Genomic DNA, 25,776 nt, shown 5'->3' with positions numbered 1-25,776 from the left:
GCAGGATCTCCCACCAAGCAGTAGGAACCGGCCTCCTAGCGTTCTTCAGGTCTTCCCACAGATGAAGGAGATCGCGGTGAACGTAGGAATCCTGGGAACGGGCAACCTCGCCACGACGCTTGGCCGGGCCTGGGCGGGAACCGGCCATGCGGTCGTGGTGACGGGGCGCAATCCGGAGCACGCCAGCCGGGCCGCCAGCCAGATCGGCGGCGGAGCCCAGGCTGTCGAACCCGCCGACTTCGCAGCACGGGTCGAGGTGGTCGTGGTCGCGGTCGCCTGGGAGGGCCTGGAGGAGGCACTCGCTCTCGTCGGTGGTGCCGATGGCTCTCTGAGCGGCACGACGGTGATCGACTGCACCAACGCCGTCGACTACGCCACTGGGCGGCTGAAGCCGACGTCGGGCTCGGCGGCGGAGCTTGTCGCTCGCGTAGCGCGGGGCGCTCACGTGGTGAAGGCACTCCACCTGTTCGCCGGAGCGTCCTGGCCCTACGCGGGACCGCGCGACTCGGCCCCGGTCGTGGCGATCTGCGGCGACCAGCCCGAGGCGCTCGAACGCGTCGACACGCTGATCGAGGATCTCGGCGCGCGGGCTGCGGTGGTCGGTGGACTGACCAGTGCCCGCCAGTTGGAGGAGGCCGCGGGGTTCGTCATGCGTGTCGTGGGGGCAGGGTGGAACCCCAGGCTCGCCGTTCCGGACGTGGATCCGGCGTTGCTGAACGCGGGATCGGCCACCGCCAGCTGACGACCGGGCACTCGCTCGGAGCAGCCGGTCTCAGATCAGCGGCTGCCGGTAGCGGCGGGACAGGGGTAGCAGGTCCGGTTCGCCGAGCTTCTCCACCAGCGCCGCGAACCGGGCCACCTTGTCCGCACCGAACCGCCGCACGCCGGCGGCGTAGGACGCCGTGGTCACGAACGTGGGCGGCGTCGTCTTGCTGTGGAACTTGTCCGCGTACATGACGAGCTGCTCCTCCACGGTGTCGGCCGTGTAGTCGTCCACCGGCAGTGGCAGGCGCTGCCGCTGCACGTCCTCACGGGTGAGCCCGACCCCGGTGTGGTGGGAGCAGAATCTGCCGACCAGCTCAGGGAACCCGAGATCGCGTAGCAGCGCGTGGCCGAGCATCCCGTGGCGGATGTAGTTCTCCTGATCGAGTCGCCCCGTCGCGTCGTACAGGCGGTAGACGCCGATGTCGTGCAGGAGGCATCCCGCACGCACCAGGGCGACGTCCAGGGCCGAGCGGTGTCTGTCGAGCAGTTGCTCCGCCACGGCACAGACGATCTGGCAGTGGGTGTAGACGAGCAGGAAGGCTTCCTCGGTGGGCGCGTACCGCTCGTGCAGCGCCCGGATCTGCTCGTCGGTCGGGACGGCTGTCGTCTGATCGATCGTCACGGGCCTACACCTGCTTCGAAACCTCTCCCAACGGATCTGGGACGTGCGACCACCCCATCAGATCCGGCCGACACCCGCCACCCGGGGCGCCACGCACCGGCCCGACGCTGGGGGATCATCGGGGGTCGCTCCGCCTGCGCCTGCGGCGCAGCACGCCGGGCGCTCCCACCGCCGGCCAGCCGTCCAGTCGGGACGGTGGCACGCCCCGGCGCAGCAGGTCGTCGAGGAGCAGCGCCATCGAGTGGCCGGGATGCTCGGCCAGGGCTCGCTCCAGGGCCACCGCCGCCAGCGCCCCCTGCCCCGCCCGCCACGCCGCGAACGCCAGCAGCGCGGCCGGGGCGGCGATCAGCTCCGGCTCGGCCCGGCGCAGCACGTCGGTCCAGAGCGCGATGTCCGCGTCCCGCCCGTCGGTGCGCTCCCAGGCGTGGTCACGCACGGGTACGCGGGTCAGCAGCACGCTCAGCCAGGCCACCTCGTCGTCGGTGAGTCGCTCCCCCCGCCGGTGCCGGCGCAGCGCGGTGCGTACGGCCGCCGCCCCCGCCGAGCGGACCGCCCGCCCGCCGCCCGGGTCGCCCGCGGGCGCCCGGTCGAGCAGGGCCGCCAGGCGTCGCTCGGCGCGGACGGTGGCCCGGCGTACGGCTGACCGGGCCGGCCCGGCCACCGGGGCGACCTGCGCGACGAGGGCGGCCCGGTCCGGCAGGGCGACCTGGCCGGCGAAGACGGCCGCCGCGCTGACCTCGCTGGCACCGACGTCGTAGAGGGTGCCGTCGGGTGGGCAGCAGGTTGGCTCGGTGCAGAGGTACGACCAGTAGCGGCCGTCGGTGACGCGCAGGGCGTCGAGCACGGCCAGCCCGGCGGCGGTCAGCGCGGCGCGCACGGCGTCGACCGCCGGGGTGACCAGCGGCGCCGGGCCGTAGCCCAGGACCGTGGCGGTCTCGGCGTGCTGCCGGGCGACGACCCCGGCGAGGTGGCCGGCGGGGTCGCGCGGGTCGGCGAGGTCGGGCAGGTCGGCGCGGGCGGCGAAGGTGATCCGGCGGCCCCGCATCGCCACGACGACGACGCTGTCGGCCGGGTGGAAGCCGAGCAGGTAGGGCACGGCGGCGATGAGGTCGGCGGGGGAACGGACGGCGAGCCGGGGGCGGTCGGTCGGGGTCATGGCTGGCAGCCTGCGGCGCGGGCGGGGCGGCCGGCGGGGCCCTGTGGACGACACGCCGCTCATCCACAGACACGGAGAGTATTTACGCAGCTCGAGCCAATCCCCGACCGGGACCGGACGGCAGGCGGGACCGGACGGCAGGCCGTCTCCGGCGGGACTGAACGGCATCCGGGGGTTACCTTGCCGTCATGGATCTGGCGTACCTGCGGGCGCACCCGGAGCACCTGCCGACCTTCCTGACCCACCAGCGGATCCGGGAGACTCCGGTCGCCGGCGGCGACATCTGCGCCGCGTCGAGGCTGACGCTGGACGACGGGCACTCCGTCTTCGCCAAGACCTGGCCGGAGACCGCCGGCAGGCCCGTGCCGGAGGGCTTCTTCGCCGCCGAGGCTGCCGGCCTGCGCTGGCTGCGTGAGGCCGGGACGGTCGCCGTACCGGAGGTGGTCGTGGCGCTGCCCGGGCTGCTCGCGTTGGAGTGGGTCGAGCCCGGCGAGCCGACGCCCGGAGCGGCCGAGCGGTTCGGTCGCGAGCTGGCGACCCTGCACCGGGCCGGCGCGCCGGCCTTCGGGGCGGACTGGGCCGGCTTCGTCGGGGCCCTGCCTCAGGACAACCGGCCGGATGACGGCCCCTGGTCGCGGTGGTTCGCCCGACGCCGGCTCCTGCCCCACCTGCGCCGCGCACTGGACGGCGGCGGGCTCACCGACGTCGAGGCCGTGCTGGTCGAGCAGGTCGTCGAGCGGATCGGCGAGTTCGGCGGGGACGAGCCGCCGGCGCGGATCCACGGGGACCTCTGGCCGGGCAACGCGCTCTGGGGCGCGGACGAGCGGGTCTGGCTGGTCGACCCGGCGGCGCACGGCGGGCACCGCGAGACCGACCTGGCGCAGCTGGCGCTCTTCGGGGGCGCGCCGCACCTGGACCGGATCCTCGCCGCGTACGCGGAGGAGTGGCCGCTGGCCGACGGGTGGCGGGAGCGGGTGCCGCTGCACCAGCTCCACCTGATGCTGGTGCACGCCGCCCTGTTCGGCGGCGCGTACCGCGATGCGGTCGCCCGCACCGCCCGGTCGGCCCTGGCCGGGCTCGGGCGCGCTACGGTCGACGGGTGACCCCCGCCCCGCCGGCCGACGGCGTCCTCGCCGACCGGTACGGCCGCGTCGCCCGGGACCTGCGGGTCTCCCTGACCGACAAGTGCAACCTGCGCTGCACCTACTGCATGCCGGCCGAGGGGCTGGCCTGGCTGCCCGGCCCGCAACTGCTCGGCGACGACGAGATCGTCCGGCTGGTCGGGGTCGCGGTGCGTCTACTCGGCGTGACCGAGGTGCGGTTCACCGGCGGTGAGCCGCTGATCCGGCCCGGCCTGGTCGACATCGTGGCCGCCGTGGCGGCGCTGGAGCCGCGCCCCCGGATCTCGCTGACCACCAACGGCATCGGGCTGGACCGGGTCGCCCCCGCGCTGCGCGCCGCCGGGCTGGACCGGGTGAACGTGTCGCTGGACACGCTGGATCCGGAACGGTTCGCCCGGCTGACCCGGCGGCCGCGCCTGGCCGACGTGCTGGCCGGGCTGGCCGGGGCCGCCGCCGCCGGGCTCACCCCCGTCAAGATCAATTCGGTGCTGATGCGCGGCGTCAACGACGACGAGGCGCCACAGTTGCTCCGCTTCGCCCTCGCCCACGGCTACGAGCTGCGGTTCATCGAGCAGATGCCGCTGGACGCCCAGCACGGCTGGGACCGGGACACCATGGTCACCGCCGACGAGATCCTCGCCTCCCTGCGCGGGGAGTTCGACCTGACCCCCGACCCGACGGAGCGCGGCGCGGCGCCGGCCGAGACCTGGCTGGTCGGCGGCGGTCCGGCCCGGGTCGGCGTGATCGCCAGCGTCACCCGGCCGTTCTGCGGCGACTGCGACCGCACCCGGCTCACCGCCGACGGGCAGATCCGCGCCTGCCTCTTCGCCACCGAGGAGTCCGACCTGCGCGGCGCCCTGCGGGCCGGGGCGGACGACGACGAGCTCGCCCGGCGCTGGCGGGTCGCGACGTGGGGCAAGCGGGCCGGGCACGGCATCGACGACCCGACCTTCCTCCAGCCCGCCCGGCCGATGTCCGCGATCGGAGGCTGACCGTGGCAGAACCGACGCGCCCGGCCGCCACCTGGCCACCGGCCCAGGCACACCCCACGCACACCGGGCCACCGGCCCAGGCACGCCCGGCACCCGTCGAGGCGTCGGCCCCGGCGGCCGACGCCGGGTCGCCGCTGACCGTGCGCTACTTCGCTGGGGCGCGGGCCGCCGCCGGCCGGACCGAGGAGACCGCATCCGCCGGGCGGTCCCTGGACGAACTCCTCGTGGAGCTGACCGACCGGCACGGTGAGCGGCTGGCCGCCGTCCTGAAGGCGGCGAGTTTCCTGGTCGACGGCGTGACCTGTCATGATCGGCGGGCACCGCTACCGGCCGGGGCCACGATCGACGTCCTGCCGCCCTTCGCGGGCGGCTGAGGGAGGCGCACACATGCTGGCGGCACTGGCGTTCGTCGCCACCATGGCGCTGATCACCGGACTCATCCACCTCTACCTGTGGAAGCGCCTGGTGCGGGACACCACCGCCCCGGGGCGCTGGCGGCGGGTCGGCGGGATCACCGCCGGAGTGCTCGCGCTGCTCGTACCGGCGACCATGGCCGGCACCCAGGCGGGCCTCTACTGGCTCGCGTGGCCGGGCTACCTCTGGCTCGCCGTCATGTTCTACCTGCTGGTCCTGCTCGTGGCGCTGGAAGTGCCGATGGCGGTGACCAGGCTCGTGCTGCGTCGCCGGGTCGCCGCCGCGGAGCCCACCGCCGCCGCGCCCGAGCCCGCCATGGTGGGCGCGGCGGGCCCGGCCGACCCGCCGGCCGCCGACGCCGTCGCGCAGCCCGACCACGACCCGGCCCGCCGGCTGCTGCTCGCCCGTGGGGCGGCGATCTTCGCCGGGCTCACCGCCACCGGCCTCACCGGGTACGGCATCCGCACCGCCCTCGGCCCGCCGCAGCTCGACCGGGTGCAGATCCCGCTGGCCAAGCTCCCCCGCAGCATGGACGGCCTGCGGATCGCCACGGTCTCCGACATCCACCTCGGTCCGCTGCGCGGGCGGGCGCACACCGAGCGGATCGTCGCCGCGATCAACCGCCTGGACGCCGACATCGTCGCTGTCGTCGGCGACCTGGTCGACGGCTCGGTCGCCGAGCTGGGCGAGGCGGCCGAGCCGCTGCGGGGCCTGCGCTCCCGGCACGGCAGCTACTTCGTCACCGGCAACCACGAGTACTACTCCGGGGTCGAGGAGTGGGTCCAGGAGCTGGACCGGCTCGGCCTGCGGGTCATGCAGAACGAGCGGACGGAGATCCAGGCCCGGGGCGGCGTGCTCGACCTGGCCGGGGTGAACGACGTCACCGCGGCCGGCACCGGGCTGGCCGCCCCGGCGGACTACGCGGCGGCGCTCGGGGGCCGCGACCCGAACCGCCCGGTGGTGCTGCTCGCCCACCAGCCGGTCGCCGCGGTGGAGGCGGCGAAGTTCGGCGTCGACCTCCAGCTCTCCGGGCACACCCACGGCGGCCAGATGGTCCCGTTCAACCTGCTGGTCAAGCTCCAGCAGCCGGTGGTCTCCGGCCTCGGCGAGGTCGACGGCACCCAGGTCTACGTCACCAACGGCGCCGGATTCTGGGGGCCGCCGGTCCGCGTCGGCGCCGAGCCGCAGATCACCCTGGTGGAGCTCCGCTCCCGCTGACCCATAGCGCGGGGCGACGGCGTTGTCCAGCACCGGATGCTCAGGTCACGGGTGTGCGTGGCGACGGGTGGGTAATGGCGCGGGCGTGACAGGATGCGGCGTGCCTCCGTTCAGTCCCGCACCCCCCGGCGGCCCTTCGCCGTTCGTCGCGGATCTGCACATCCACTCGAAGTACTCGCGCGCGTGCAGCCGCGACCTCACCCTGCCCAACCTCGGCTGGTGGGCGCGGCGCAAGGGCATCGGGGTGCTCGGCACCGGCGACTTCACCCACCCCGCCTGGTACGACCACCTCCGCGAGACGCTGCACCCGGCCGAGCCCGGCCTGCACCGGCTCAGCCCGGAGGCGGAGCGGGACATCGCCCGCCGGCTGCCGCCCCGGCTGGCGAGCGAGGCGGAGGCGGACCCGGTCCGGTTCATGCTCAGCGTGGAGATCTCCACGATCTACAAGCGGGACGACCGCACCCGCAAGGTGCACCACCTGATCTACCTGCCCGACCTGGACGCCGTGGCCCGGTTCAACACCGCGCTCGGACGGATCGGCAACCTCGGCTCGGACGGCCGGCCCATCCTCGGCCTGGACTCCCGGGACCTGCTGGAGATCACCCTGGAGGCCAGCGCCGACGGCTACCTCGTGCCGGCGCACATCTGGACCCCGTGGTTCTCCGCGCTGGGCTCGAAGTCGGGCTTCGACGCGATCGCCGACTGCTACGCCGACCTCGCCGAGCACATCTTCGCCGTCGAGACCGGCCTCTCCTCCGATCCCGGGATGAACTGGCGCGTCGGCAGCCTGGACCGCTACCGGCTGGTGTCCAACTCGGACGCGCACTCGCCGCCGGCGCTGGCCCGGGAGGCCACCGTCTTCGCCACCGCCCGGGACTACTTCGGCATCCGGGACGCCCTGCGCACCGGCGACGGGCTCGCCGGGACCATCGAGTTCTTCCCCGAGGAGGGCAAGTACCACGCGGACGGGCACCGGCTCTGCGGCGTCAACTGGTCGCCCGAGAGGACCCGCGCCGCCGGTGGCCGCTGCCCGGAGTGCGGAAAGCCGCTGACCGTCGGCGTGCTCAGCCGGGTCGAGGAGCTGGCCGACCGGCCGTCGGGGCACCGCCCCGCGCACGCCCGCGACGTCACCCACCTGGTGCCGCTGGCCGAGGTGCTCGGCGAGATCAACAAGGTGGGCGCCCGGTCCAAGAAGGTCGAGGGGAAGCTCCACGAGCTGATCGCCGCGCTCGGCCCGGAGCTGGAGATCCTCACCACCACGCCGCTCGACGAGGTCGGCCGGGCCGGCGGGGAACTGCTCGCCGAGGGCATCGGCCGGCTGCGCCGGGGCGACGTGCGCCGGGTCCCCGGCTACGACGGTGAGTACGGCGTCATCACCCTCTTCGACCCGGCCGAGCTGGGCGGTGCCGCCGGTGGGGCCCAGGAGACCCTCTTCGACGTACCCGTGCCGGCGCAGCGCACCCCCGTGGAGCCGGCGCCGAAGCCCCGGGCCAGGCGCCCGGCGGCGGCCAAGGCCGAGCCGAAGCGCAAGGCCGCGCCGCCCGCGCCGCCGCCTCCGATCGCGCCGACGCCCTCGCCGCACGAACCGTTCGAGCCGATGCTCGCCGGGATGGAGGAGGTCGGCACCGGCCTGCTGGACCGCCTGGACGCCATGCAGCGGGTGGCCGCCTCCGCGCCGGGCGGTCCGCTGCTCATCGTGGCCGGACCGGGCACCGGCAAGACTCGGACGCTGACCCACCGGATCGCCTACCTCTGCGCGGAGCTGAACGTCTTCCCGGAGCAGTGCCTCGCGATCACGTTCACCCGGCGGGCGGCCGAGGAGCTGCGGCACCGCCTCGACGGCCTGCTCGGGCCGGTCGCCGAGGACGTCACGGTCGGCACCTTCCACTCGCTGGGGCTGACCATCCTCCGGGAGAACGCCGACGCCGTCGGCCTGCCGGCGGACTTCCGGATCGCCGACGACGCCCAGCGGGCGGAGGCCCGCGCCGAGGCCGGCGACGACGAGGCCGGCTACGCGGCGCTGCTGCGCAAGCAGGACCTGGTGGACCTGGACGAGCTGCTGACCCTGCCGGTCGCGCTGCTGAGGGCCGACCGGAAGCTGGTGCAGCGGTACCGGGAGCGCTGGCGGTGGATCTTCGTCGACGAGTACCAGGACGTCGACGAGGTGCAGTACGAGCTGCTGCGCCTGCTCAGCCCCGCCGACGGCAACCTCTGCGCGATCGGCGACCCGGACCAGGCCATCTACTCCTTCCGGGGCGCCGACGTCGGCTACTTCCTGCGCTTCTCGCAGGACTTCACCGACGCCCGGCTGGTCCGGCTGAACCGCAACTACCGTTCCTCGGCACCCATCCTGGCCGCCGCCGTGCAGGCCATCGCGCCGTCGTCGCTGGTGCGCGGGCGCCGGCTCGACCCGGCCCGGCTCGACCTGGAGGCCCCGCTGGTGGGGCGCTACCCGGCGGCCTCCGTCGCCGACGAGGCCGACTTCGTCGTACGCACCGTCGACGAGCTGGTCGGCGGTCTCTCCCACCGGTCGCTCGACTCGGGGCGGATCGACGGCCGCTCGACCTCACTCTCCTTCTCCGACATCGCGGTGCTCTACCGCACCGACGCGCAGGCCGCCCCGATCGTGGACGCGCTGGCCCGGGCGAACATCCCGGTGCAGAAGCGCTCGCACGACCGGCTGCGGGACCGCCCCGGGGTGGCCGCCATCGCCCGCGAGCTGCGCCACGCCGACGGGCTCGACGGCTCGCTGGCCGCCCGGGTGCGGCTGGCCGGGCAGGTGCTGGCGGAGCGCTTCGCCGTGCCGACGCTGGACGGTGCCGGCGCGGTCCGCCCGGAGGACGTCCGCTCGGCCGTCGACCTGCTCACCCCGCTCGCCCGCCGCTGCGGCGACGACCTGCCGCTGTTCCTGTCCCAGCTCGCCACCGGGGCGGAGGTGGACGCGCTCGACCCACGCGCCGAGGCGGTCACCCTGCTCACCCTGCACGCCGCCAAGGGGCTGGAGTTCCCGGTGGTCTTCCTGGTCGGCGCCGAGGACGGGCTGCTCCCGCTGCGCTGGCCCGGCAGCACGCCCGACGAGGACGCGGTCGCCGAGGAGCGGCGGCTCTTCTTCGTCGGGCTGACCCGGGCCCAGGACCGGCTGTACGTCACCCACGCCGCCCGCCGCAGCCGGCACGGCACGGAACGCGAGTGCGCCCCGTCGCCGTTCCTCGACGCCATCGACCCGGGCCTCTTCGAGCGCTTCGGCGAGGCCGAGCCCCGCCGCCCCCGCGAACGCCAGCTCCGTCTCATCTGACCGGCCCCGACGGCGCGTGGTCAGGGGGTCAGGGCGGCCAGCCAGGCGCCGGTGAGGAGGGCCGGGCCCAGCGGGAGCGGGGTGTCACGGCGCACCCTGCCGGCGACCAGCAGGACGAGCACCAGCACGCCGTGGAGCAGATGCGGCAGGAGCAGCCCCAGCGCCAGGGACGACCCGCCGAGCCAGCCGAGCGGCAGGCCCAGGACGGCGGCGAGCTTCACGTCGCCGAAGCCCAGCCGGGAGCCGGGCAGCAACGCCAGCAACACGTGGCAGGCGAAGCAGAGCGCGGCCCCGGCCACCGCGCCGAGCAGGCGCCCGGGGCTCCCGGACGTCAGCGCCGCGCCGGTCAGGCCGACGGCGGCGACCAGCGCGGCGGTGCCGACCAGCGGGTCGGGCAGCCGCAGGCAGGCCAGGTCGGCCAGGGCGAGCACGAGCCCGACGGCGGCCAGCAGGAGGAGGACCGGCAGGACGGGGTCGGCCCCCCGGGCCGCCGCGAGCCCGGCGAAGACGACCGCACCCGCCGCGACCGGTCCGTGCGGCGCGACCGGGGTGGCCCGGGCGGTGAAGTGGCAGGCGGCCCGCGGCGCGACGAGACCGGTCAGGGCGCCGAGCAGCGCCACGCCTGCCAGCAGCCCGGTCGACACCGGGCGGACGCTACCGGCGCGACGGCTCCGGCGCGGTCCCCCGGGCGGGACGTCGCGGTCTCTCGGTGCTCACCACGAGGGCCACCCCGGCCACGATGACCGCGCCGCCGAGCAGCACCTGCGCGGTGATCGACTCGGCGGCGAACAACGCGCCGAGCGCCACCGCCACCACCGGGTTGACGTAGGCGTACGTGGAGACCAGCGAGATCGGCGCGTGGTGCAGCAGCCAGACGTACGCGGTGAAGGCGACCAGCGAGCCGGCCACCATCAGGTACGCGAGCGCGAGCCACGAGCGGGTGGTCACGGTGCCCGGGTCGAACCCGCGCAGCTCGCCACGGCCCACCGCGAGGACGGCCAGCGCCGCCGCCCCGGCGAACATCTCGTAGACGGTGGCGACGAACGGATCGGCGGGCATCCGGATCCGGCCGGAGAGGAAGGAGCCGATCGACCAGCAGGTGGCCGCCACTACCACGGTCAGCGCCCCGGTGAGCGGCACGGCGCCCGCTCCGCCGGTCGGCAGCACCAGCAGCACCAGGCCGACGAAGCCCACCGTCACCCCGGCCAGCGTCCACGACCGGGGTCGGTCGCCGGTGACCGTACGCAGCAGCACCACCAGCAGCGGAACGGTCGCCACCAGCAGCGCGGCGATCCCGGAGGGCACCGCGACCCCCGCCGGACCGGACTCGGCGAGCACCACCAGCCCGTTGCCGCACGCCAGCAGGAGCACGCCGACCAGCGCGGCCGAGCCGAGCTGCCGCCGGTCGACCCGCAGCGCGCCCCGTCCCCGCCGCACCCGCAGCACGATCGCCAGCACCAGGCCGGCGACGGCGAACCGGGCGGCCGCCGAGCCGAGCGGCGGCATGGACTCCACCGCGATCCGGATGCCCAGGTAGGTGGAGCCCCAGAGGACGTAGACCAGCAGCAGGGCGGTCCAGATCAGGGCCGGCGTGGCGGCAGCCGTACGGCCCGTACCGGCGCCCGGGCCGGTCCGGGTACCCGCGTCGGCGGGCGGCGGTGCACTCGGTGGAGGTGGGCTCATCGGTGGACACGCTACGGTGGCGTGGGCGTCGGCGTCCCTCGTTGGTGGCCGGCCTCTCACCACTCGCGCGGGAGGCGTGCATGGCGAACTACGGAGCACCGGGTCGAGGGGACCCGGACCCGTGGCAGGGGCGGCGCCCCGAGGAGTCGTACGGTCCGCCGGCCGGCCGGGGCGGCTGGGAGGACCCGTACGGCTCGACCCCACCGGAGTACGGCGCGCAGCCGTACGCCTACCCGGACGGCGGCCCTCCCGTCCCCTCCCCGTACGCGGGAACTCCCGCCCCACCGCGGCGGCGTCGGCGCGGGCGGGCGGCCTTGCTGGTCGCGGTGCTGGCCACGGTGGCGTTGCTCGTCCTGGCCGGCGGGGCCGCGGTGCTCCACCTGCTCGACCAGGACGACGAGACGCCCGTCGCCACGCCGAGCGAGCCCGCGCCCGCGGCGAAGACCGACCCGCCGGCCACCCCCGCGAGCGCGACGGTCGCCGCGCCGACCACACCCGCCCCCGAGTCCTCAACCGACCCGCGCTTCGTCAAGGCCGGCCAGTGCGTCCGCAACGACGGGCCGGCCGGCGGCAAGCCCAAGCTGCTGATCACCGACTGCGCCCCGCAGACGTACGAGGTGCTGCGCCGGATCGACGGGGCGACCAGCGGCGAGAAGGACGCCGCGGCGAAGTGCGCCAAGGTTGACGGCTACACCAACTGGTACTTCTTCGACAGCGAGCTGGACACCCTCGACTTCGTGCTCTGCCTGAAGCAGCGCTGAGCCACCGCACCCCTGAGGAAGAGATGACGACCTACGGATCACCCGCACAGCCGGACGACCCCTACCAGCGCCCGCCCGGCACCCCGGGCGGCCCGCCTCCCATCGACCCGACACTGCCGGAGTGGGGGCAGCCGCCGGCCGCCGCGCAGTGGGGCCAGCCGCAGCCCGGGGGTGAACCGCAGTGGGGCCAGCCGCCGTACGGGGGTGAACCGCCGGCCACCCCGCAGTGGGGTCAGCCGGATCCGGCGTGGAACCAGCCCGCCCAGCCGCCGACCCCGGAACCGGGCTACCCCCCGCCGCCCACCTCCGGGGCGGGCTATCCGCCGCCCACCTCCGGGGCGGGCTATCCGCCCCCGCCCGGGGTCCAGCCACCGGCGGACCAGGGGGGCTACCCGCCCGCCGGGCCGTATCCGCCGGCGGGTCCGGCGCCCGCGCCCGGCAACCAGTGGGGCGCCCCGGCGCCGGGGCCCGGCGGGTACGCGATGCCGCCGGCCGCGCCGCCGGCGAAGAAGAGCGGTGGCAAGGTCGCGCTGGTCATCGGCCTGGTGGTGGTGCTCCTGCTCTGCCCGTGCCTCGGTCTCGCCGGCTGGGCGTTCTGGCAGGCCGGCGAGGACGAGGACCCGATCGCGACCCCGACGATGAGCGCTCCCGCCGACCCGACGGGCCAGCCGACGGGTCAGCCGACGGACGAGCCGACGGACGAGCCCAGCGCGGCACCGACCACCGCCAAGCCGAGCCCCAGCCGCAAGGAGTTCGCGAAGGGCGACTGCGTGGTCAACGACGGGACGGCCACGGACGCCGAACTGCGCAAGGTGCCCTGCGGCCCCAACACGTACGAGGTGCTGCTGCGGATCCCGGGCACGGCGGACGGCGACCGGTGCAAGACCCGGGCCCCGGAGGCGACCGCCAACTACGTGCACGACAACTCGCTGGACTTCCTCGACTACGTGCTCTGCCTGAAGAAGCGCTGATTACCAAAACTAGGGCTGTCTAGCGTGGACGCTAGACAGCCCTAGTTTTGTGTCGAGACGATCCCGGCGACCCCGACACGCCGGTTGCCCCATCTACGGATGTCTAGTCCCGCAGCTAGACGGCCCGATACTGTGCGATGCGTGGATCCGGTCCGCAACCCGTACGCCCCGGGCGCCGGCCAGCGTCCCCCCGAGCTCGCCGGGCGGGGGCGCGAGCTGGACGTCTTCGACGTCGTGCTGGAGCGCATCGCGCGGGGCCGGCCGGAACGCAGCCTGATGCTCACCGGCCTGCGCGGGGTCGGCAAGACGGTGCTGCTCAACACCCTCCGCTCCCAGGCGATCAACCACCTCTGGGGCAGCGGCAAGATCGAGGCCCGACCGGACCAGTCGCTGCGCCGCCCGATCGCCGCCGCGCTGCACATGGCCGTCCGCGAGCTGGCGCCCCGGCACCGCGCCCCCGACCGGATCGACGCCTTCCTCGGCGTGCTCAAGGCGTTCGCCCAGCGGACCGCGCCGACCGGTCGCGGCACCACCGCCCCGAAGCTGCGCGACCGGTGGCAACCCGGCATCGACGTGCCCGCCGCCAGCGGCCGCGCCGACTCCGGCGACATCGAGATCGACCTGGTGGAGCTGCTCACCGACGCCGCGGCGGTGGCCGCCGACGTCGGCACCGGCATCGCGGTCTTCATCGACGAGATGCAGGACCTCGGCCCGGAGGACGTCTCCGCGCTCTGCGCCGCCTGCCACGAGCTGTCCCAGCTCGGCGCGCCGCTGATCGTGGTCGGCGCCGGGCTGCCGCACCTGCCGGCCGTGCTCAGCGCGGCCAAGTCGTACTCCGAGCGGCTCTTCCGCTACCAGCGCATCGACCGGCTCGACCGGATCGCCGCCGACCAGGCGCTCTGCGCGCCGGCCGAGCGCGAGGAGGTGGAGTACGAGCCGAAGGCCCTCGACCTGCTCTACGAGAAGTCCGGCGGCTACCCGTACTTCGTCCAGGCGTACGGGAAGGCGACCTGGGACCATGCGCCCCGCTCGCCGGTCACCGCCGCCGACGTACGGGTCGCCGCGCCCGAGGCCGAGGCGGAGCTGGCCGTGGGCTTCTTCGGCTCCCGCTTCGAACGGGCCACCCCGGCCGAGCGCGAGTACATGCGGGCCATGGCGACGCTGTCCCTGGTGGAGGGCGAGGTCGACGGCGGGGGCCGCGACGACATGGACGCCGCCGTGCCGACGGCGGAGATCGCCCGGGCCCTGGGCCGCAAGCCGGCCAGCCTCTCCCCGGCCCGGGACGCGCTGATCAAGAAGGGCCTGATCTACTCCGGCGAGCGCGGCACGGTCGCCTTCACCGTCCCCCACTTCGGCCGCTACCTGCGTACCCAACCGGCCTGACCGGTCTGGGCGATCGGCGCGGCGCGCCGCCACGCCCGGCCCGACGCGGGCAGGGCGTCAGACCTTGGACCAGGGCGACGGAAACAGCACCTCGCCGCGCGGCGGCGGACCCTCGCCGCTCGTGGCCGGCGGCAGCACCAGCGCCTGCCAGGGGTCGCCGAGGCCCGACCAGGGGCTGGTCAGGCCCATCCGGTCGGCCCGGCCGAAGCCGAACCGGTGGTAGTAGGCAGGGTCGCCGAGCACCACCACCAGCCGCTCACCCAGCTCGGTGGCCGCCTCGATGGCCGCCTGCACCACCGCCGTGCCGATCCCGAGCCGCCGCCGGTGCGGCGCGACCGCCACCGGGCCCAGCGCCAGCGCCGGCGCGGTGTGGTCGTCGGACTTCACCCGGACCCGGGTGAGCAGGGCGTAGCCGACGACCTCGCCGCCGTACTCGGCGACCATCGCCAGCTCCGGCACCCAGGCGTCGGTGTCGCGCAACTCCTCGACCAGCCGCACCTCGGGCGGCGTGGACACCTCGGGACGGGCGAACGCGGCGGCCAGCACCCGCCGGACCGCGCCGGTGTCGGCCGGGTCCTCGGGTCGCAACCGCAGCGTCGTCACGCGGGGCACGTTACCCCTCACAGCCGGTCCATCAGCGACGGTCGCTCGAATCGGCGTGGCGCGACGTCCACGCCGGCCGATCCGGATCGGCGGTTGCGGGGGTAGTCGGGCCGGCGACGGGGTATGACTGACCCATGAAACCCGTACGCTCCCTCGCCCGCGCCATGTTGAGCGGCATCTTCGTGGTCAGCGGGTTCCACAACCTCCGGAACCCGGGGCGGCTGGTCGCGGCCGCGAAGCCCGTGACGGACCGGGTGACCCCGCTGCTGGAGAGGGCCGATCCCCGCATCCCCACGGACACCGAGACGCTGATCCGGGTCAACGCGGCGGTGCAGGTCGGTGCCGGGCTGATGCTCGCCAGGGGCCGGTTCGCCCGGCCGGCGGCGCTGGTCCTCGCCGGCACGCTGGTCCCGGTGACCCTCGCCGGGCATCCCTTCTGGAACAACGACGACCCGGCGGCGCGGAACAACAACCAGATCCACTTCCTGAAGAACCTCGGCCTCCTGGGCGGGCTGCTGCTCGCCGCCGCGGACACCGGCGGCGAGCCCGGGCTGCGGTGGCGGGCCGGTCACCGGATCGGCCACTCCCGACGTTCCGTGCAGCGAGCCGTCCGTACCGCCCGCAGGGAGGCCCGGATCGCCGTACGATCAGCAGCGACGGCCCGACGACTACCCGGCTGACCTGCGTCGATACCTCCTCCCGGCCGCCCCCTCACGTGCCAACACCGCGAATCACCTGAACCACCCGACAGGCGTTAACGCGGTGGAAATGTCAAAAACATGTGTGGGATCGGACACGGTCGCATAACGCGGGAGGCATTAACGTGAGGCGCCGTTCTAGGCTCCGTGCAGGACCTGGACGGGTAGGACGACCTTGGTACGGGGGTGGCCACGCCATGCCGGCGACCGTCGGAAGACGGGTGGACCGCCTCGCCCCAGTCCGTCGCGTAACGCGTGGGATCGATCGTAGGACAGTCGTACGGACCGGCATCGTGGCCGCCGTCGCCTATGCCGCATGGCTCGCCATCGGTGCTTTCGGGCGGCCGTACAACTTCTTCGACATGAAGATCTACCACGGCGCGGTGGTGTGGTGGGCGAGCGGTCACGAGCTCTACGAGTTCATCGCACCCGGCACCACCTTGGGCTTCACCTACCCGCCGTTCGGCGGTCTGGTGATGCTGCCGATGGCGCACCTGCCGGTCGGGATGGCCGGGATGGTCAACGCGCTCGCCAGCATCGCCGCCCTGGCCATCGTGCTGGCCGGGCTGCTCCGCCCGATCGTCGACCGGCTCGGCTGGCCCCTCTGGTTCACCGTGGGGATCGCGACGCCGCTGGCGGTCGCCGTCGAGCCGGCCCGGGAGACCCTCGGCTACGGCCAGGTGAACCTGCTCCTCTTCGCACTGATCATGGCCGACCTGATCGGCCTGCGCTGGCGGTCCCGGCGGGGCACCCACCTCGCCCCGACCGACGGCCCGCTGCTGCGCTTCGTCTACAGCGGCGCCTGGGCCGGCGTGGGCATCGGGCTGGCCACCGCGGTCAAGCTGACCCCCGCGCTCTTCATCGCCTACCTGATGATCACGCGGCAGTGGCGTGCCGCGGCCACCGCGATCGGCACGGTGATCGCCGTGACCGTCGGTTCCTTCGCGATCGTCGGCACGGAGTCCCGGGCCTACTTCGGCGGCGTGCTCTGGCAGACCGAGCGCGTCGGGGCCGCCGACATGACGCCCAACCAGTCGCTGGCGGGGCTGCTGGCCCGGCTGTACGACTCGATCGAGACGCCCGGCCTGCTCTGGCTGTCGTTCTCGGTGCTGATGCTGGCGGTCGGCCTCTCCCGGGCCGTCAACGCCCGCGCCGACGGCGACGAACTGACCGCGTTCACGCTGGTCGGTCTCACCGCCAACGTGATCAGCCCGATCTCCTGGACGCACCACCTGGTCTGGGTGATCCCGGCGATCATCGTGCTGGCCGACGCCGCCGTACGCCGGCGGGACGCCAGCCGCGGGCTGGCCCAGCGGACCGGCCAGGGCGGGTACGGCGGGCCGCCGGGGGTGACCGGGCTGCGCTCGCCGATCTGGTACCCGACGCTGACCGGGCTCCGGCACGGCGCCGCCGCGCTCGGGCTCTACCTGCTCTTCCTGACCTCCCCGATCTGGCCGTACGAGCACCAACTCCCCGAGGTGTCCCACTACCAGGACGGCCTCTTCGGCGCCCTGATGGAGAACTCGCTGGCGTTGGCCCTGATCCTGCTGGTCGCCGCGCTGCCGTGGCGCCCGGGCGCCGAGCCGGCCTTCTACGCCGACCGGTTCGGCCGCCAGGCCACGCCGAGCCTGCGCCGCTGACGGGGTGGGGCCGCCCCTCAGGGGCAGTTCACCCACTCCTCGGTGCCGTCGGCGAAGACCTGCCGCTTCCAGATGGGCAGCCGCGCCTTGACCTCGTCGACCAGCCGGGCGCAGGCCGCGAACGCGGCGGCCCGGTGTGCGGTGCTGACGGCCGCCACCAGGGCCGCGTCGCCGATGGCGAGCGGGCCGACCCGGTGCGACACCGCGACCGCGTACACGTCCGGGTCGGCGGCGATCTCGGCCGCCACCTCGCGCAGGATCCGCTCGGCGCTGGGGTGGCCCTCGTACTCCAGGCTGGTCACCACGCGGCCGTGGTCGTGGTCGCGGACCACCCCCTGGAACGAGACCACCGCGCCGGCCCGGCGGTCCGCGACCGCCGCCTCGTGCGCGGCGAGGTCGAGCGGCCGGTCGGTGACCTCGCCGAACGTCGTGGCCGGCGCGGTCACCACGCACGCTCCCCGGGCAGCAGCGGCAGCGGCACCACCGGCACCCGGTCCCCCGGCTCGCCGGAGGTGCCGGGACGGATGACGGCGAACCCGTCGGCGCCGGCCAGCCCGCGCAGCATCGCCGAGCCGACGTGCCGGACCGGGTGCGCGGTGCCGGCGGTCCGGTCCAACCGGACCAGCGCCAGGTGGGTATACGCGCCCCGGCCGCGCACCGGCTCGGCGAGCGCGGCGTGCGGCAGCACCGGCATCGGGCGGCCCGCCAGGCCGGCCAGCAGGGGGGCGACCAACGAGACCAGCGCGACGATGGCGGACTGCGGGTTGCCGGGCAGCCCGGCGACGAACCGGACCCGACCGTCGGCGTCGGCCAGCCGGGCCAGCAGCATCGGGAACCCGGGCCGCACCGCCACCGTGTTGACCACGTAGTCGGCGCCGAGCGCCTCCAGCGCGGGATGCAGGTGGTCGACCGGCCCGTGCATCGTGCCGCCGGTGGTGCACACGAGGTCGGCGGTGGTCAGCGCGGCGCGCAGCGCCGCCACGTGCGCGGGGAGCGTGTCCGCCACCGGTCCCACCACGTCCGATGGGCGGACCAGGCAGCCGTACCGGCGCAGCCAGGCCGGCACCGCCGGCCCGAGCGCGTCCCGCACCCGGCCGGCGCCGGGCGGGCCGGCGGTCAGCAGCTCGTCGCCGAAGACCAGCAGCGCGGCGCGGGGTTGCCGCCGCACCAGCAGGCTGTCGTGCCCGCAGGAGGCGGCCAGGCCGATCAGCGCCGGGTCCACCGGGGCGCCGGCGGGGACCAGTTCCTCCCCGGCGTACGCCTCCTCGCCCGGCTCGCGCCACTCCGGCGCCGGCCGCGGCGTGCCGTCGACCAGCCCCTCCGGCGTACGACGGGACTCCTCCACCCGCAGCACGGCCGTGGTGCCCTCCGGCACCATCGCGCCGGTCGCGATCTCGACGGTGGTCCCGTCGTCGGTCAGCGGGGCCGGGGTGCCGCCCGCCAGCACCCGCCCGACCGGCCGCCACGGCCCGGTGCCGCGCACGGCCCAGCCGTCGACGCTGGAGGTGGGAAAGGCGGGCAGGTCCGTACGGGTGGTCAGCGGCTCGGCGAGGGTATGTCCGTCGACCTCGGCGAGCGGCCGGCTGACGGCCGGGAGCGCGGCGGCCAGGCCGACGGCGTACACCCGGGACCGGGCCTCCTCCCAGCCGGCCGGCGGGGGCGCGGTGACCGGCTCGGCGGCCGGTGCGGTTTCCGTGCTCACCGGCCGAGCCTAACGGTGGACCACCCCGGTCGCGCGGTCAGTGGTCGCCGCCGCGGAGCTGGTCGACGGCGTGGGTGAGGATCGGCCCGAGCACGGCGAGGCCGTCTTTCGCCCCGCCGGTCGAGCCGGGCAAATTGACCACCAGCATCCGGCCGATGACGCCGGCGAGCCCCCGGGAGAGCGCGGCGGCGGGGACCTTGTCGCGGCTGTGCGCCCGGATCGCCTCGGCGATGCCGGGGACCTCGTGGTCGAGCAGCGCCCGGGTCACCTCGGGGGTGCGGTCGGAGGGGTTGATCCCCGTGCCGCCGCTGGTCAGCACGACGTCGATCCCGTCGGCCAGGGCGGCCCGCAGCGCCTCGCCCACGGGCTCGCCGTCGGGCACCACCACCGGCCCGTCCACCTCGCAGCCCAGGTCGCGCAGACCGGCCACGAGCAGGGGACCGCTGGTGTCCGCGTACACCCCCGCCGCCGCCCGGTTGGACGCCACCACCACCCGCGCCCGGATCACGGCCGCTCCTCCGGGCGGACCCACAGGCCGGTCTTGCCGCCCTCCTTGCGCAGCACCCGGACCGCGTCGACGCTGGCCGCCGGGTCGACCGCCTTGACCATGTCGACCAGCGCCAGCCCGGCGACCGCCACCGCCGTCAGCGCCTCCATCTCCACGCCGGTGCGGTCCGCCGTCCGCGCGGTGGCGGTGATCTCGACGGTGTCGCCGGTGAGCGTCAGGTCGACCGTGACGCCGTGCAGGGCGATGGGGTGGCAGAGCGGGATCAGGTCGGGGGTGCGTTTCGCGCCCATGATGCCGGCGAGGCGGCCGACCGCCAGCGCGTCACCCTTGGGCAGCCCGTCGCGGCGCAGCAGCTCGACGACCTCGGGCGTGGTGCGGAGCCGGCCGGCGGCGACGGCCAGGCGGCCGGTGACCGCCTTCGCGGAGACGTCGACCATGCGGGCCGCGCCCGCCGCGTCGACGTGGGTGAGCTGCGCGGGATCGGTCACGGTCGCGAGCCTATCTTCCGGTAGGAGGGGGCGGGACCACCGGCGCGGACACGCGGCGCCGGCGCCGGGCGCCGCCAGACCGCCCGCGGCCCGCCTCGACGTACTGAGGTCCCCCTCCGATCACGCAAGGGCCCGACCCGGTCGAGCGGCAGCACGCCTGTCGCGAATTGGCCGGGAGAGGGAACGCGTTCCCGGCACGTTGTCCGACGACCGTTTCCACCCCGCTTCCTGCACCGGCCCGATAGCCATCCTTCGCAGTGTCACGGTGGAGCCGGGGATGCCGCCAGGAACGGATGTGGTGTCATTGCCTCTCCGGCGCGGCGGGAAACGATCATCGCGATCGGGAGAATTGCCCGGGCTGCCCGCCAGTCGGGATCGGACGGCAACGGGCAACGTACGGAGTGCAACTTGCCTGGGTCACTGCGTGGCGCGGCGAGGGCGAGCCTGCGCCCGTTGTCGCTGACAGAACTGCCGGACGGACAGAGCGTACCGGCACGGAAGCGGCCGACCCGACTACCCAACGTGCCCGGGGCGCGCCTCCCGGAACCGGTGCCGGACTGCCGACCGCTGCAAACTGCACCGCTGTGTCCGATGCCGTCAGCCCCTCCACCAGTTCATTATCTAGCGTTAACCGGAGGTGGATAGAAACTCAGCGGTGAGTTCCCGGACAGAAGCAGAAAGTTACGCCACGAGGCACGGTTCTCATCCATTGCCCATAGTCACATTTATCCCTCCATAAATGGCCGAACCGCACTTAGGCTGTCGACGTCACGGACCACAGCCAAGCAAGGCAGGGGCCATGTCGAATGGGGGAGGGATGGCAATGTCGGCACACGAATGGCAGTGACGATTGTGGTCGACGAGTGACCGTAGGTAGCCTTGGCCCGCGCCCATCAGAGGCGGGTGACAGTCGGGGATGCGGTGACACGACCGAGCGCGGGCAAGACGGAGGCCGAGCGGCGCCTGGCGCTGCACGTCGGCCTCGTCTGCATTGCGGCGATCGCGGCGACGTTCGTTTCCGTACGCGGACTGGTGCTACTGGGTCCGTCCGGCCAGGATCTCGCGGTCTCACTCGCCCTGATCCTCATGGCTGCTCTCGGCGTGACGATCAAGTGGCGGATCCGGATCCGGGCGACCGTCCACGCCATCTCCTGGAGCGAAACGGCGATCATCCTGAGCCTGGCGGTGGCGCCGACGCCCCTGGTCATCCTGACCACCGGGACCGGAGTGGCGATCGCCCTGCTGATCATCCGTCTGCCGCCGCTGAAGGCCGCCTTCGGAATTGCCAAGAGCATGCTGCTGGCGGCGGGTGCGGGGGCAACCCTGCACGCCCTCGGATGGTCACCGACGCTCGCCGACCTCTGGCCGGCCCTCGGCCCGATCGGGATCGCCTACGCCGTCACGGTGGTCCTCGACGAACTGCTGACCCTCCCGGTCATCGCACTCGCCACCGGCACCCGGCTCGGGCAACTCTTCCGCGAGGACCTCGGGCTGCGCGTGACGAGCGCGTTGGCGCGCTTCGTCCTCATCGTCACCACGCTGTTCATCCTCCATGCGGATCCCCGGCTCCTGCTGGCGGTGCCGCCCCTCGTACTCAGCCTCCACCTGCTCTACTCCAACCGGGTCAAGGCCCGCACCGAGCAGCAGGCGTGGCAGCGGCTGGCCCGCACCACCGACGCGCTCAACGTGGTCGACCTCGACAAGGTCCTCACCACCGCGGTCACCCAGGCCGCCGAGCTCTTCTCCGCCGACGAGGTGGAGATCGAGCTGCGCGACGGCGGCCGGACCGTCCGCGGTGGCGCGGTCGCCATCACGTACGACGGGCCCGCCGGCGAGCCGACCTCGGTGGACGGCACCGTCGTCCCCGCCGCGCTGGAGGGGCACGACCGGACGGTCGACGTGGGCGTGCTGCGGCTGCGGTTCCGCGGGCCCGTGCAGCTCTCCGAGCGGGAGCAGTACACGCTGCGCACCTTCGCCTCGGCCCTGTGCACGGCCGTGCGCAACGCCCAGGCGTACGCGGAGCTGGCCCGCGTCGCCGACGAGCACGCGTACGCCGCCACCCACGACGCGCTGACCGGGCTGGCCAACCGCCGCCAGCTGCTCGACCGGGGCAGCGAACACCTCGACACCCGGCACGCCGACGGAGTGACCGCGCTGGTGCTGATCGACCTCAACCACTTCAAGGAGGTCAACGACACCCTCGGGCACGCCGCCGGGGACCAGGTCCTGGTGCAGGTCGCCGAGCGGCTGCGCGACGCCGCCCAGGACGGCGACCTGGTGGCCCGGCTCGGCGGCGACGAGTTCGCCGTACTCCTGCGGGGTCTGCCGGCCCCGGCGGTGGCCGCGCACCGCGCGGAGACCCTGCTCGCCGCGCTGCACGAGCCGTTCGACCTGGACGGCATGCGGATCAGCGTCGAGGCCAGCGGCGGAATCGCCGCCGCACCCGCCACCGGCGGGATGCCCGAGCTGCTGCGCCGCGCGGACGTGGCGATGTACCAGGCGAAACGGGCCGGCCAGCGGACCTCGACGTACGCCCCGACCCGGGACACCGCCGACCTCGGCCGGCTCACCCTCGGCGGCGAGCTGCCGCGCGCCGTCGCCGACCACGAGTTCACCGTCAACTTCCAGCCCATCGTCGACCTCGGCACCGGCCGGGTCACCGGCGCGGAGGCCCTCGCCCGCTGGCACCACCCCACCCACGGGATGATCGACCCGCTGCGCTTCCTGGAGGCGGTGGAACGCTCGGGCCTGCTCCCCGCCTTCGCCGAGGCGATCCTCGACCAGGCGCTGATCGCGGCGGGCAGCTGGCGGGACGCCGGCTTCGACGTGCCGGTGGCCGTCAACGTGTCGCCGCGCAGCCTGCTCGACGCCCGCTTCCCGGGCTCCGTGCTGGCCCGGCTACGGGCCCACGACCTGCCTCCCGACCGGCTGGTGCTGGAGCTGACCGAGACGCTCACGCTCAGCCAGCTCGACGTGGTCGACCGGGTGCTCAGCCGGCTGCGGGACGAGGGGGTCCGGCTGGCGCTCGACGACTTCGGCACCGGCTACTCCTCCCTGTCGCTGCTCTCCCGCATCCCGGTGCACGAGCTGAAGATCGACCGCAGCTTCGTGACCGCCATGGAGAGCTCGGCCGAGGCCGCCGCCGTCATCCGCTCCACCCTCGACCTGGGCCGCAGCCTCGGCCTCGACGTGGTGGCCGAGGGCGTGGAGAGCGAGCCGCAGCGCCGGGCCCTCTGGGAGCTGGGTTGCACGGCGGGCCAGGGGCACCTCTTCGCCCGCCCGATGCCCGCCGGCACGCTCCTGGCGGCGTTCCGGCGCGGCTCCGGGGGCAGCCCCGGCACGCTCGCGCCTCCGCTGCACGACGCGGGAGCCGTGATCCGGCTCGCCCCGGGGCGCCGGCAGGGCGGGCGCGGCCGCACGGACCGCCACCTGCCCGCCTGACGCGACGACGCGCACCTGCTGCCAGACTGGCCCGCGTGACCGCCGCCCCGACCGCCCGCCGCCGTGGCTGGCAGGCCCTCGACTGCGCCGCCGGCGGCCTCGCCCTCGACCTCGGCCTGTACGCCGCGTCGGCGGCGTTCGCCGCGATCACCGCCGCCACGTCCACCCTGCTCCCGCACCGGGCCTGGGGCGCCGTCGCCGCCGTCGGATACCTCCTCGCCGCCCTCGCGGCGACCGGCCAACTCCTGCTGCGCCGGCGCGACCCCGGCTCGCCGCTGGCCGGGGTGCCGGCCCGCTGGGCGGTCACCGGGTTCGCCTGGTTCGCCACCGCCCTGCTCCCGCTGGCCTGGCAGGGCATCCAACGGGCCGGCGGGCGCACCGACCGGGCGCAGGAGGAGGTGCTGGTCGTCGAGGAGTCCGGCCGGCGGTTGGTCGACACCGGCACGCCCTACCTCGGCCACGACGCGATCGCCGCCCTGCCACCCGGCGAGCAGTTGCTCGGCTACACCCCGTACCAGCCGGGAATGGCACTGTTCGGCCTGCCCCGGGCGGCCGTCGACGCCTGGTGGACCGACGCCCGCGTCTGGTTCGCCGTCGGCACCGCGCTGGCGCTCGCCCTGGCGGTCCGCGCCCTCACCCGGGGTGTCCACCGGGCCCCGGCCGACCCCACCGGGGCCGCCGTCCTCCGGGGCGTACAGGCCGCCACCGTCCTGCCGGTCTGCGCGCTCACCCTGGCCACCGGCGGCGACGACCTGCCCGTACTCGCGCTCTGCCTGCTCGCCCTCGCCCTCGCCGCCACCGGCCGGCCGGGCCGGGCCGGCCTCGCGGTCGGCCTGGCCGGGGCGCTGAAGCTCTTCGCCTGGCCGGTCGCCCTCGTGCTGATCATCTGGGGCCTGACCCGGCGCGCCGGCCTGCGGGTCGCCGCGGGCGCGATCGGCCTGCCCGCCGCCGCGCTGCTGCCGGCCCTGCTCGTCGACCGCGACGCGCTGGTCGAGAACGTGCTCCGCTTCCCGCTCGGGCACGGCCTGGTGACCAGCCCCGCGCAGTCCCCGTTCCCCGGCCACCTGATCGCCACCGCGCTGCCCGCCGGCCGCGCCGTCGCCGCCGCCCTGCTGCTCGCCGCCGGGCTGGCCATCGCCGTCCGGCTCGCCCGCCGCCCGCCGCGCACCGCCGTCACCGCCGCCCTGATCTGCGGGTACGGCCTGCTCGCCGCGATCCTGCTGATGCCCTCGACCCGCTTCGGCTACCTGCTCTACCCGCTCGCCCTCCTGGCGTGGGCTCCCGCCCTGCACCCCCCGGTTTCCGCGAACTGGCGGGCGGAGGCCGGCGACACGGCGTAGACCTGAGGCATGACCACCTACCGCGACCGCGAAGAGGCGGGCCGGGCGCTCGCCGACCGGCTCACCGCCCTCATCGGTGAACCGGACGTCATCGTGCTCGGGCTGGTACGCGGCGGCGTGCCCGTGGCCCGGGTGGTCGCCGAGCGTCTCGGCGCGCCCCTGGACGTGCTCGTCGTGCGCAAACTCGGCATGCCGTTGGCGCCCGAGGTGGCCTTCGGCGCGCTCGGCCCCGGCGGCGTGCAGGTGCTCAACGACGCGGTGGCCGGCCGGCTCGGCGCGGACGACGTCGCCGAGGTGCGCCGCCGGGAACAGGCCGAGCTGGAACGGCGGGAGCAGCTCTACCGCGCCGGCCGGCCCCCGCTCGACCTGACCGGGCGCACCGCCGTGATCGTCGACGACGGCCTGGCCACCGGGGCCACCGCCCGCGCCGCCGTCCAGGTCGCCCGCCACCTCGGCGCCCGCCGGGTCGTGGTCGCCGTCCCGGTCGGCTCGCAGGAGGCATACGAGATGCTGGCAGCCGAGGCCGACCAGGTCGTCTGCGCCCAGCACCCGCCGGAGTTCATGGCGGTCAGCGCCTACTACGAGGACTTCCACGAGGTCGCCGACGCCGAAGTCACGGAAGCGCTGACAGCGACCGCGTGACCCGACCGGGTACGGTCGGAGAATGAGCCTGACCTGTCCCAAGTGTCACGGAGAAATGCGCCAGTACGAGCGCAGCGGCGTCGTCATCGACCAGTGCGGCGAGTGCCGGGGAATCTTCCTCGACCGCGGCGAGCTGGAGAAGCTGTTCGAGGCGGAGGCCAACTGGAACCGCCAGCAGGGTGGGACGGCCCCGGGGCAGCCCGCCCAGCAGCAGGGCGGCTACGCCGGCCAGCCGAGCCACCAGCAGGGCGGCTACCCGCCCCCGCCGCCGTACGCGCCGCGAGCGCGGCCGATCCCGACGGCCACGTCACCACCCAGGGGCACGTGCTGCGG

At 74.9% G+C, this 25,776-nt stretch carries 24 protein-coding genes; 15 read left to right on the top strand and 9 right to left on the bottom strand.

Features of this window, described 5'->3' with window-relative positions; genetic code table 11:
• Positions 1 to 61: 61 nt before the first annotated feature.
• Complete coding sequence (locus ACSNN9_RS11620) at positions 62 to 742, top strand: NADPH-dependent F420 reductase (protein WP_436673035.1); 681 nt, start codon at positions 62 to 64, stop codon at positions 740 to 742.
• Positions 743 to 772: 30 nt separating this feature from the next.
• Here the strand turns inward: ACSNN9_RS11620 and ACSNN9_RS11615 are convergent, their stop codons facing one another.
• Both ACSNN9_RS11615 and ACSNN9_RS11610 read right to left on the bottom strand, forming a co-directional pair.
• Complete coding sequence (locus tag ACSNN9_RS11615; RefSeq protein WP_436673034.1) at positions 773 to 1,387, bottom strand: HD domain-containing protein; 615 nt, start codon at positions 1,385 to 1,387, stop codon at positions 773 to 775.
• A 115-nt stretch (positions 1,388 to 1,502) separates the two neighbouring features.
• Positions 1,503 to 2,543 (bottom strand): DUF4192 domain-containing protein, encoded by a 1,041-nt coding sequence (locus tag ACSNN9_RS11610; RefSeq protein ID WP_436673033.1) that lies wholly within the window; start codon positions 2,541 to 2,543, stop codon positions 1,503 to 1,505.
• A gap of 188 nt (positions 2,544 to 2,731) precedes the next feature.
• Here ACSNN9_RS11610 and ACSNN9_RS11605 point away from each other — a divergent pair, with 188 nt between their 5' ends.
• From ACSNN9_RS11605 to ACSNN9_RS11585, 5 genes are all read left to right on the top strand, one after another.
• Positions 2,732 to 3,646 (top strand): fructosamine kinase family protein, encoded by a 915-nt coding sequence (locus ACSNN9_RS11605; protein WP_436673032.1) that lies wholly within the window; start codon positions 2,732 to 2,734, stop codon positions 3,644 to 3,646.
• Positions 3,643 to 4,656 carry a GTP 3',8-cyclase MoaA gene (moaA, locus tag ACSNN9_RS11600; RefSeq protein ID WP_436673031.1) on the top strand — a complete coding sequence of 338 codons (1,014 nt, stop codon included), beginning with the start codon at positions 3,643 to 3,645 and terminating at the stop codon, positions 4,654 to 4,656. Before ACSNN9_RS11605 ends, moaA begins: the two co-directional genes overlap by 4 nt.
• A gap of 134 nt (positions 4,657 to 4,790) precedes the next feature.
• The gene (locus ACSNN9_RS11595) at positions 4,791 to 5,030 is read left to right on the top strand and encodes a MoaD/ThiS family protein (protein ID WP_436673065.1); all 240 of its coding nucleotides are present in this window, start codon (positions 4,791 to 4,793) and stop codon (positions 5,028 to 5,030) included.
• A gap of 13 nt (positions 5,031 to 5,043) precedes the next feature.
• Positions 5,044 to 6,288, top strand: a complete 1,245-nt coding sequence (locus ACSNN9_RS11590) for a metallophosphoesterase (protein WP_436673030.1) — start codon at positions 5,044 to 5,046, stop codon at positions 6,286 to 6,288.
• A 100-nt stretch (positions 6,289 to 6,388) separates the two neighbouring features.
• On the top strand, positions 6,389 to 9,583 hold the full coding sequence (locus ACSNN9_RS11585) for a UvrD-helicase domain-containing protein (RefSeq protein WP_436673029.1): 3,195 nt from the start codon (positions 6,389 to 6,391) through the stop codon (positions 9,581 to 9,583).
• Positions 9,584 to 9,603: 20 nt separating this feature from the next.
• Here ACSNN9_RS11585 and ACSNN9_RS11580 read toward each other — a convergent pair whose 3' ends face one another.
• Together ACSNN9_RS11580 and ACSNN9_RS11575 are read right to left on the bottom strand one after the other, a co-directional pair.
• Positions 9,604 to 10,227 (bottom strand): prepilin peptidase, encoded by a 624-nt coding sequence (locus ACSNN9_RS11580; protein WP_436673028.1) that lies wholly within the window; start codon positions 10,225 to 10,227, stop codon positions 9,604 to 9,606.
• A 10-nt stretch (positions 10,228 to 10,237) separates the two neighbouring features.
• Positions 10,238 to 11,266, bottom strand: coding sequence for an EamA family transporter (locus ACSNN9_RS11575; protein WP_436673027.1), 1,029 nt, complete (start codon positions 11,264 to 11,266; stop codon positions 10,238 to 10,240).
• An 80-nt stretch (positions 11,267 to 11,346) separates the two neighbouring features.
• On the opposite strand from ACSNN9_RS11575, the gene ACSNN9_RS11570 reads away from it, so the two are divergent.
• From ACSNN9_RS11570 to ACSNN9_RS11560, 3 genes are all read left to right on the top strand, one after another.
• Positions 11,347 to 12,027 carry an LppU/SCO3897 family protein gene (locus ACSNN9_RS11570; RefSeq protein WP_436673026.1) on the top strand — a complete coding sequence of 227 codons (681 nt, stop codon included), beginning with the start codon at positions 11,347 to 11,349 and terminating at the stop codon, positions 12,025 to 12,027.
• A 530-nt stretch (positions 12,028 to 12,557) separates the two neighbouring features.
• A complete protein-coding gene (locus tag ACSNN9_RS11565) occupies positions 12,558 to 12,998 on the top strand; it encodes a PT domain-containing protein (RefSeq protein ID WP_357878108.1) in 441 nt (146 codons plus the stop codon).
• A 141-nt stretch (positions 12,999 to 13,139) separates the two neighbouring features.
• Positions 13,140 to 14,381, top strand: coding sequence for an AAA family ATPase (locus ACSNN9_RS11560; RefSeq protein WP_436673024.1), 1,242 nt, complete (start codon positions 13,140 to 13,142; stop codon positions 14,379 to 14,381).
• 57 nt (positions 14,382 to 14,438) lie between these two features.
• On the opposite strand, the gene ACSNN9_RS11555 is transcribed toward ACSNN9_RS11560, so the two are convergent.
• Positions 14,439 to 14,993 carry a GNAT family N-acetyltransferase gene (locus tag ACSNN9_RS11555; RefSeq protein WP_436673064.1) on the bottom strand — a complete coding sequence of 185 codons (555 nt, stop codon included), beginning with the start codon at positions 14,991 to 14,993 and terminating at the stop codon, positions 14,439 to 14,441.
• Between the two features lie 125 nt (positions 14,994 to 15,118).
• On the opposite strand from ACSNN9_RS11555, the gene ACSNN9_RS11550 reads away from it, so the two are divergent.
• Entirely contained in the window at positions 15,119 to 15,664 is a 546-nt protein-coding gene (locus ACSNN9_RS11550) for a DoxX family protein (RefSeq protein ID WP_357878063.1), read from the top strand.
• Between the two features lie 215 nt (positions 15,665 to 15,879).
• Positions 15,880 to 17,322: a glycosyltransferase 87 family protein gene (locus ACSNN9_RS11545; RefSeq protein ID WP_436673022.1), complete on the top strand. Its 1,443-nt coding sequence runs from the start codon at positions 15,880 to 15,882 to the stop codon at positions 17,320 to 17,322.
• A 17-nt stretch (positions 17,323 to 17,339) separates the two neighbouring features.
• Here ACSNN9_RS11545 and ACSNN9_RS11540 read toward each other — a convergent pair whose 3' ends face one another.
• The 4 genes from ACSNN9_RS11540 to moaC are packed head-to-tail and all read right to left on the bottom strand — an operon-like array spanning position 17,340 to position 20,020.
• Positions 17,340 to 17,768 carry a molybdenum cofactor biosynthesis protein MoaE gene (locus ACSNN9_RS11540; protein ID WP_436673062.1) on the bottom strand — a complete coding sequence of 143 codons (429 nt, stop codon included), beginning with the start codon at positions 17,766 to 17,768 and terminating at the stop codon, positions 17,340 to 17,342.
• Positions 17,765 to 19,024 (bottom strand): molybdopterin molybdotransferase MoeA, encoded by a 1,260-nt coding sequence (locus ACSNN9_RS11535; RefSeq protein ID WP_436673021.1) that lies wholly within the window; start codon positions 19,022 to 19,024, stop codon positions 17,765 to 17,767. The genes ACSNN9_RS11540 and ACSNN9_RS11535 overlap by 4 nt, the downstream gene beginning before the upstream one ends.
• A gap of 37 nt (positions 19,025 to 19,061) precedes the next feature.
• Entirely contained in the window at positions 19,062 to 19,532 is a 471-nt protein-coding gene (locus ACSNN9_RS11530) for a MogA/MoaB family molybdenum cofactor biosynthesis protein (RefSeq protein WP_436673020.1), read from the bottom strand.
• Positions 19,529 to 20,020 (bottom strand): cyclic pyranopterin monophosphate synthase MoaC, encoded by a 492-nt coding sequence (moaC, locus tag ACSNN9_RS11525; protein ID WP_436673019.1) that lies wholly within the window; start codon positions 20,018 to 20,020, stop codon positions 19,529 to 19,531. Before moaC ends, ACSNN9_RS11530 begins: the two co-directional genes overlap by 4 nt.
• A gap of 921 nt (positions 20,021 to 20,941) precedes the next feature.
• On the opposite strand from moaC, the gene ACSNN9_RS11520 reads away from it, so the two are divergent.
• The 4 genes from ACSNN9_RS11520 to ACSNN9_RS11505 form a co-directional block, all read left to right on the top strand.
• Positions 20,942 to 23,461 (top strand): putative bifunctional diguanylate cyclase/phosphodiesterase, encoded by a 2,520-nt coding sequence (locus ACSNN9_RS11520; RefSeq protein ID WP_436673018.1) that lies wholly within the window; start codon positions 20,942 to 20,944, stop codon positions 23,459 to 23,461.
• Between the two features lie 35 nt (positions 23,462 to 23,496).
• Positions 23,497 to 24,801: a glycosyltransferase 87 family protein gene (locus ACSNN9_RS11515; protein ID WP_436673017.1), complete on the top strand. Its 1,305-nt coding sequence runs from the start codon at positions 23,497 to 23,499 to the stop codon at positions 24,799 to 24,801.
• A gap of 9 nt (positions 24,802 to 24,810) precedes the next feature.
• On the top strand, positions 24,811 to 25,443 hold the full coding sequence (locus ACSNN9_RS11510) for a phosphoribosyltransferase (RefSeq protein WP_436673016.1): 633 nt from the start codon (positions 24,811 to 24,813) through the stop codon (positions 25,441 to 25,443).
• Between the two features lie 22 nt (positions 25,444 to 25,465).
• A partial coding sequence (locus tag ACSNN9_RS11505) for a zf-TFIIB domain-containing protein (RefSeq protein WP_436673015.1) occupies positions 25,466 to 25,776 on the top strand: 311 nt, incomplete at its 3' end.

The organism is Micromonospora sp. URMC 107, from assembly GCF_051386315.1.
In the GTDB taxonomy this organism is placed as follows: Bacteria; Actinomycetota; Actinomycetes; order Mycobacteriales; family Micromonosporaceae; genus Micromonospora.
This window is presented reverse-complemented; position numbering and strand designations above follow the sequence as displayed.

What these genes read in the sequence shown, in the direction of transcription:
- ACSNN9_RS11620 (WP_436673035.1), top strand. Translation starts at nt 62, where the DNA reads ATGAAGGAGATCGCGGTGAACGTAGGAATCCTGGGAACGGGCAACCTC.
- ACSNN9_RS11610 (WP_436673033.1), bottom strand. Translation starts at nt 2,543, where the DNA reads ATGACCCCGACCGACCGCCCCCGGCTCGCCGTCCGTTCCCCCGCCGAC.
- ACSNN9_RS11605 (WP_436673032.1), top strand. Translation starts at nt 2,732, where the DNA reads ATGGATCTGGCGTACCTGCGGGCGCACCCGGAGCACCTGCCGACCTTC.
- ACSNN9_RS11590 (WP_436673030.1), top strand. Translation starts at nt 5,044, where the DNA reads ATGCTGGCGGCACTGGCGTTCGTCGCCACCATGGCGCTGATCACCGGA.
- ACSNN9_RS11575 (WP_436673027.1), bottom strand. Translation starts at nt 11,266, where the DNA reads ATGAGCCCACCTCCACCGAGTGCACCGCCGCCCGCCGACGCGGGTACC.
- ACSNN9_RS11570 (WP_436673026.1), top strand. Translation starts at nt 11,347, where the DNA reads ATGGCGAACTACGGAGCACCGGGTCGAGGGGACCCGGACCCGTGGCAG.
- ACSNN9_RS11550 (WP_357878063.1), top strand. Translation starts at nt 15,119, where the DNA reads ATGAAACCCGTACGCTCCCTCGCCCGCGCCATGTTGAGCGGCATCTTC.
- ACSNN9_RS11545 (WP_436673022.1), top strand. Translation starts at nt 15,880, where the DNA reads ATGCCGGCGACCGTCGGAAGACGGGTGGACCGCCTCGCCCCAGTCCGT.
- ACSNN9_RS11510 (WP_436673016.1), top strand. Translation starts at nt 24,811, where the DNA reads ATGACCACCTACCGCGACCGCGAAGAGGCGGGCCGGGCGCTCGCCGAC.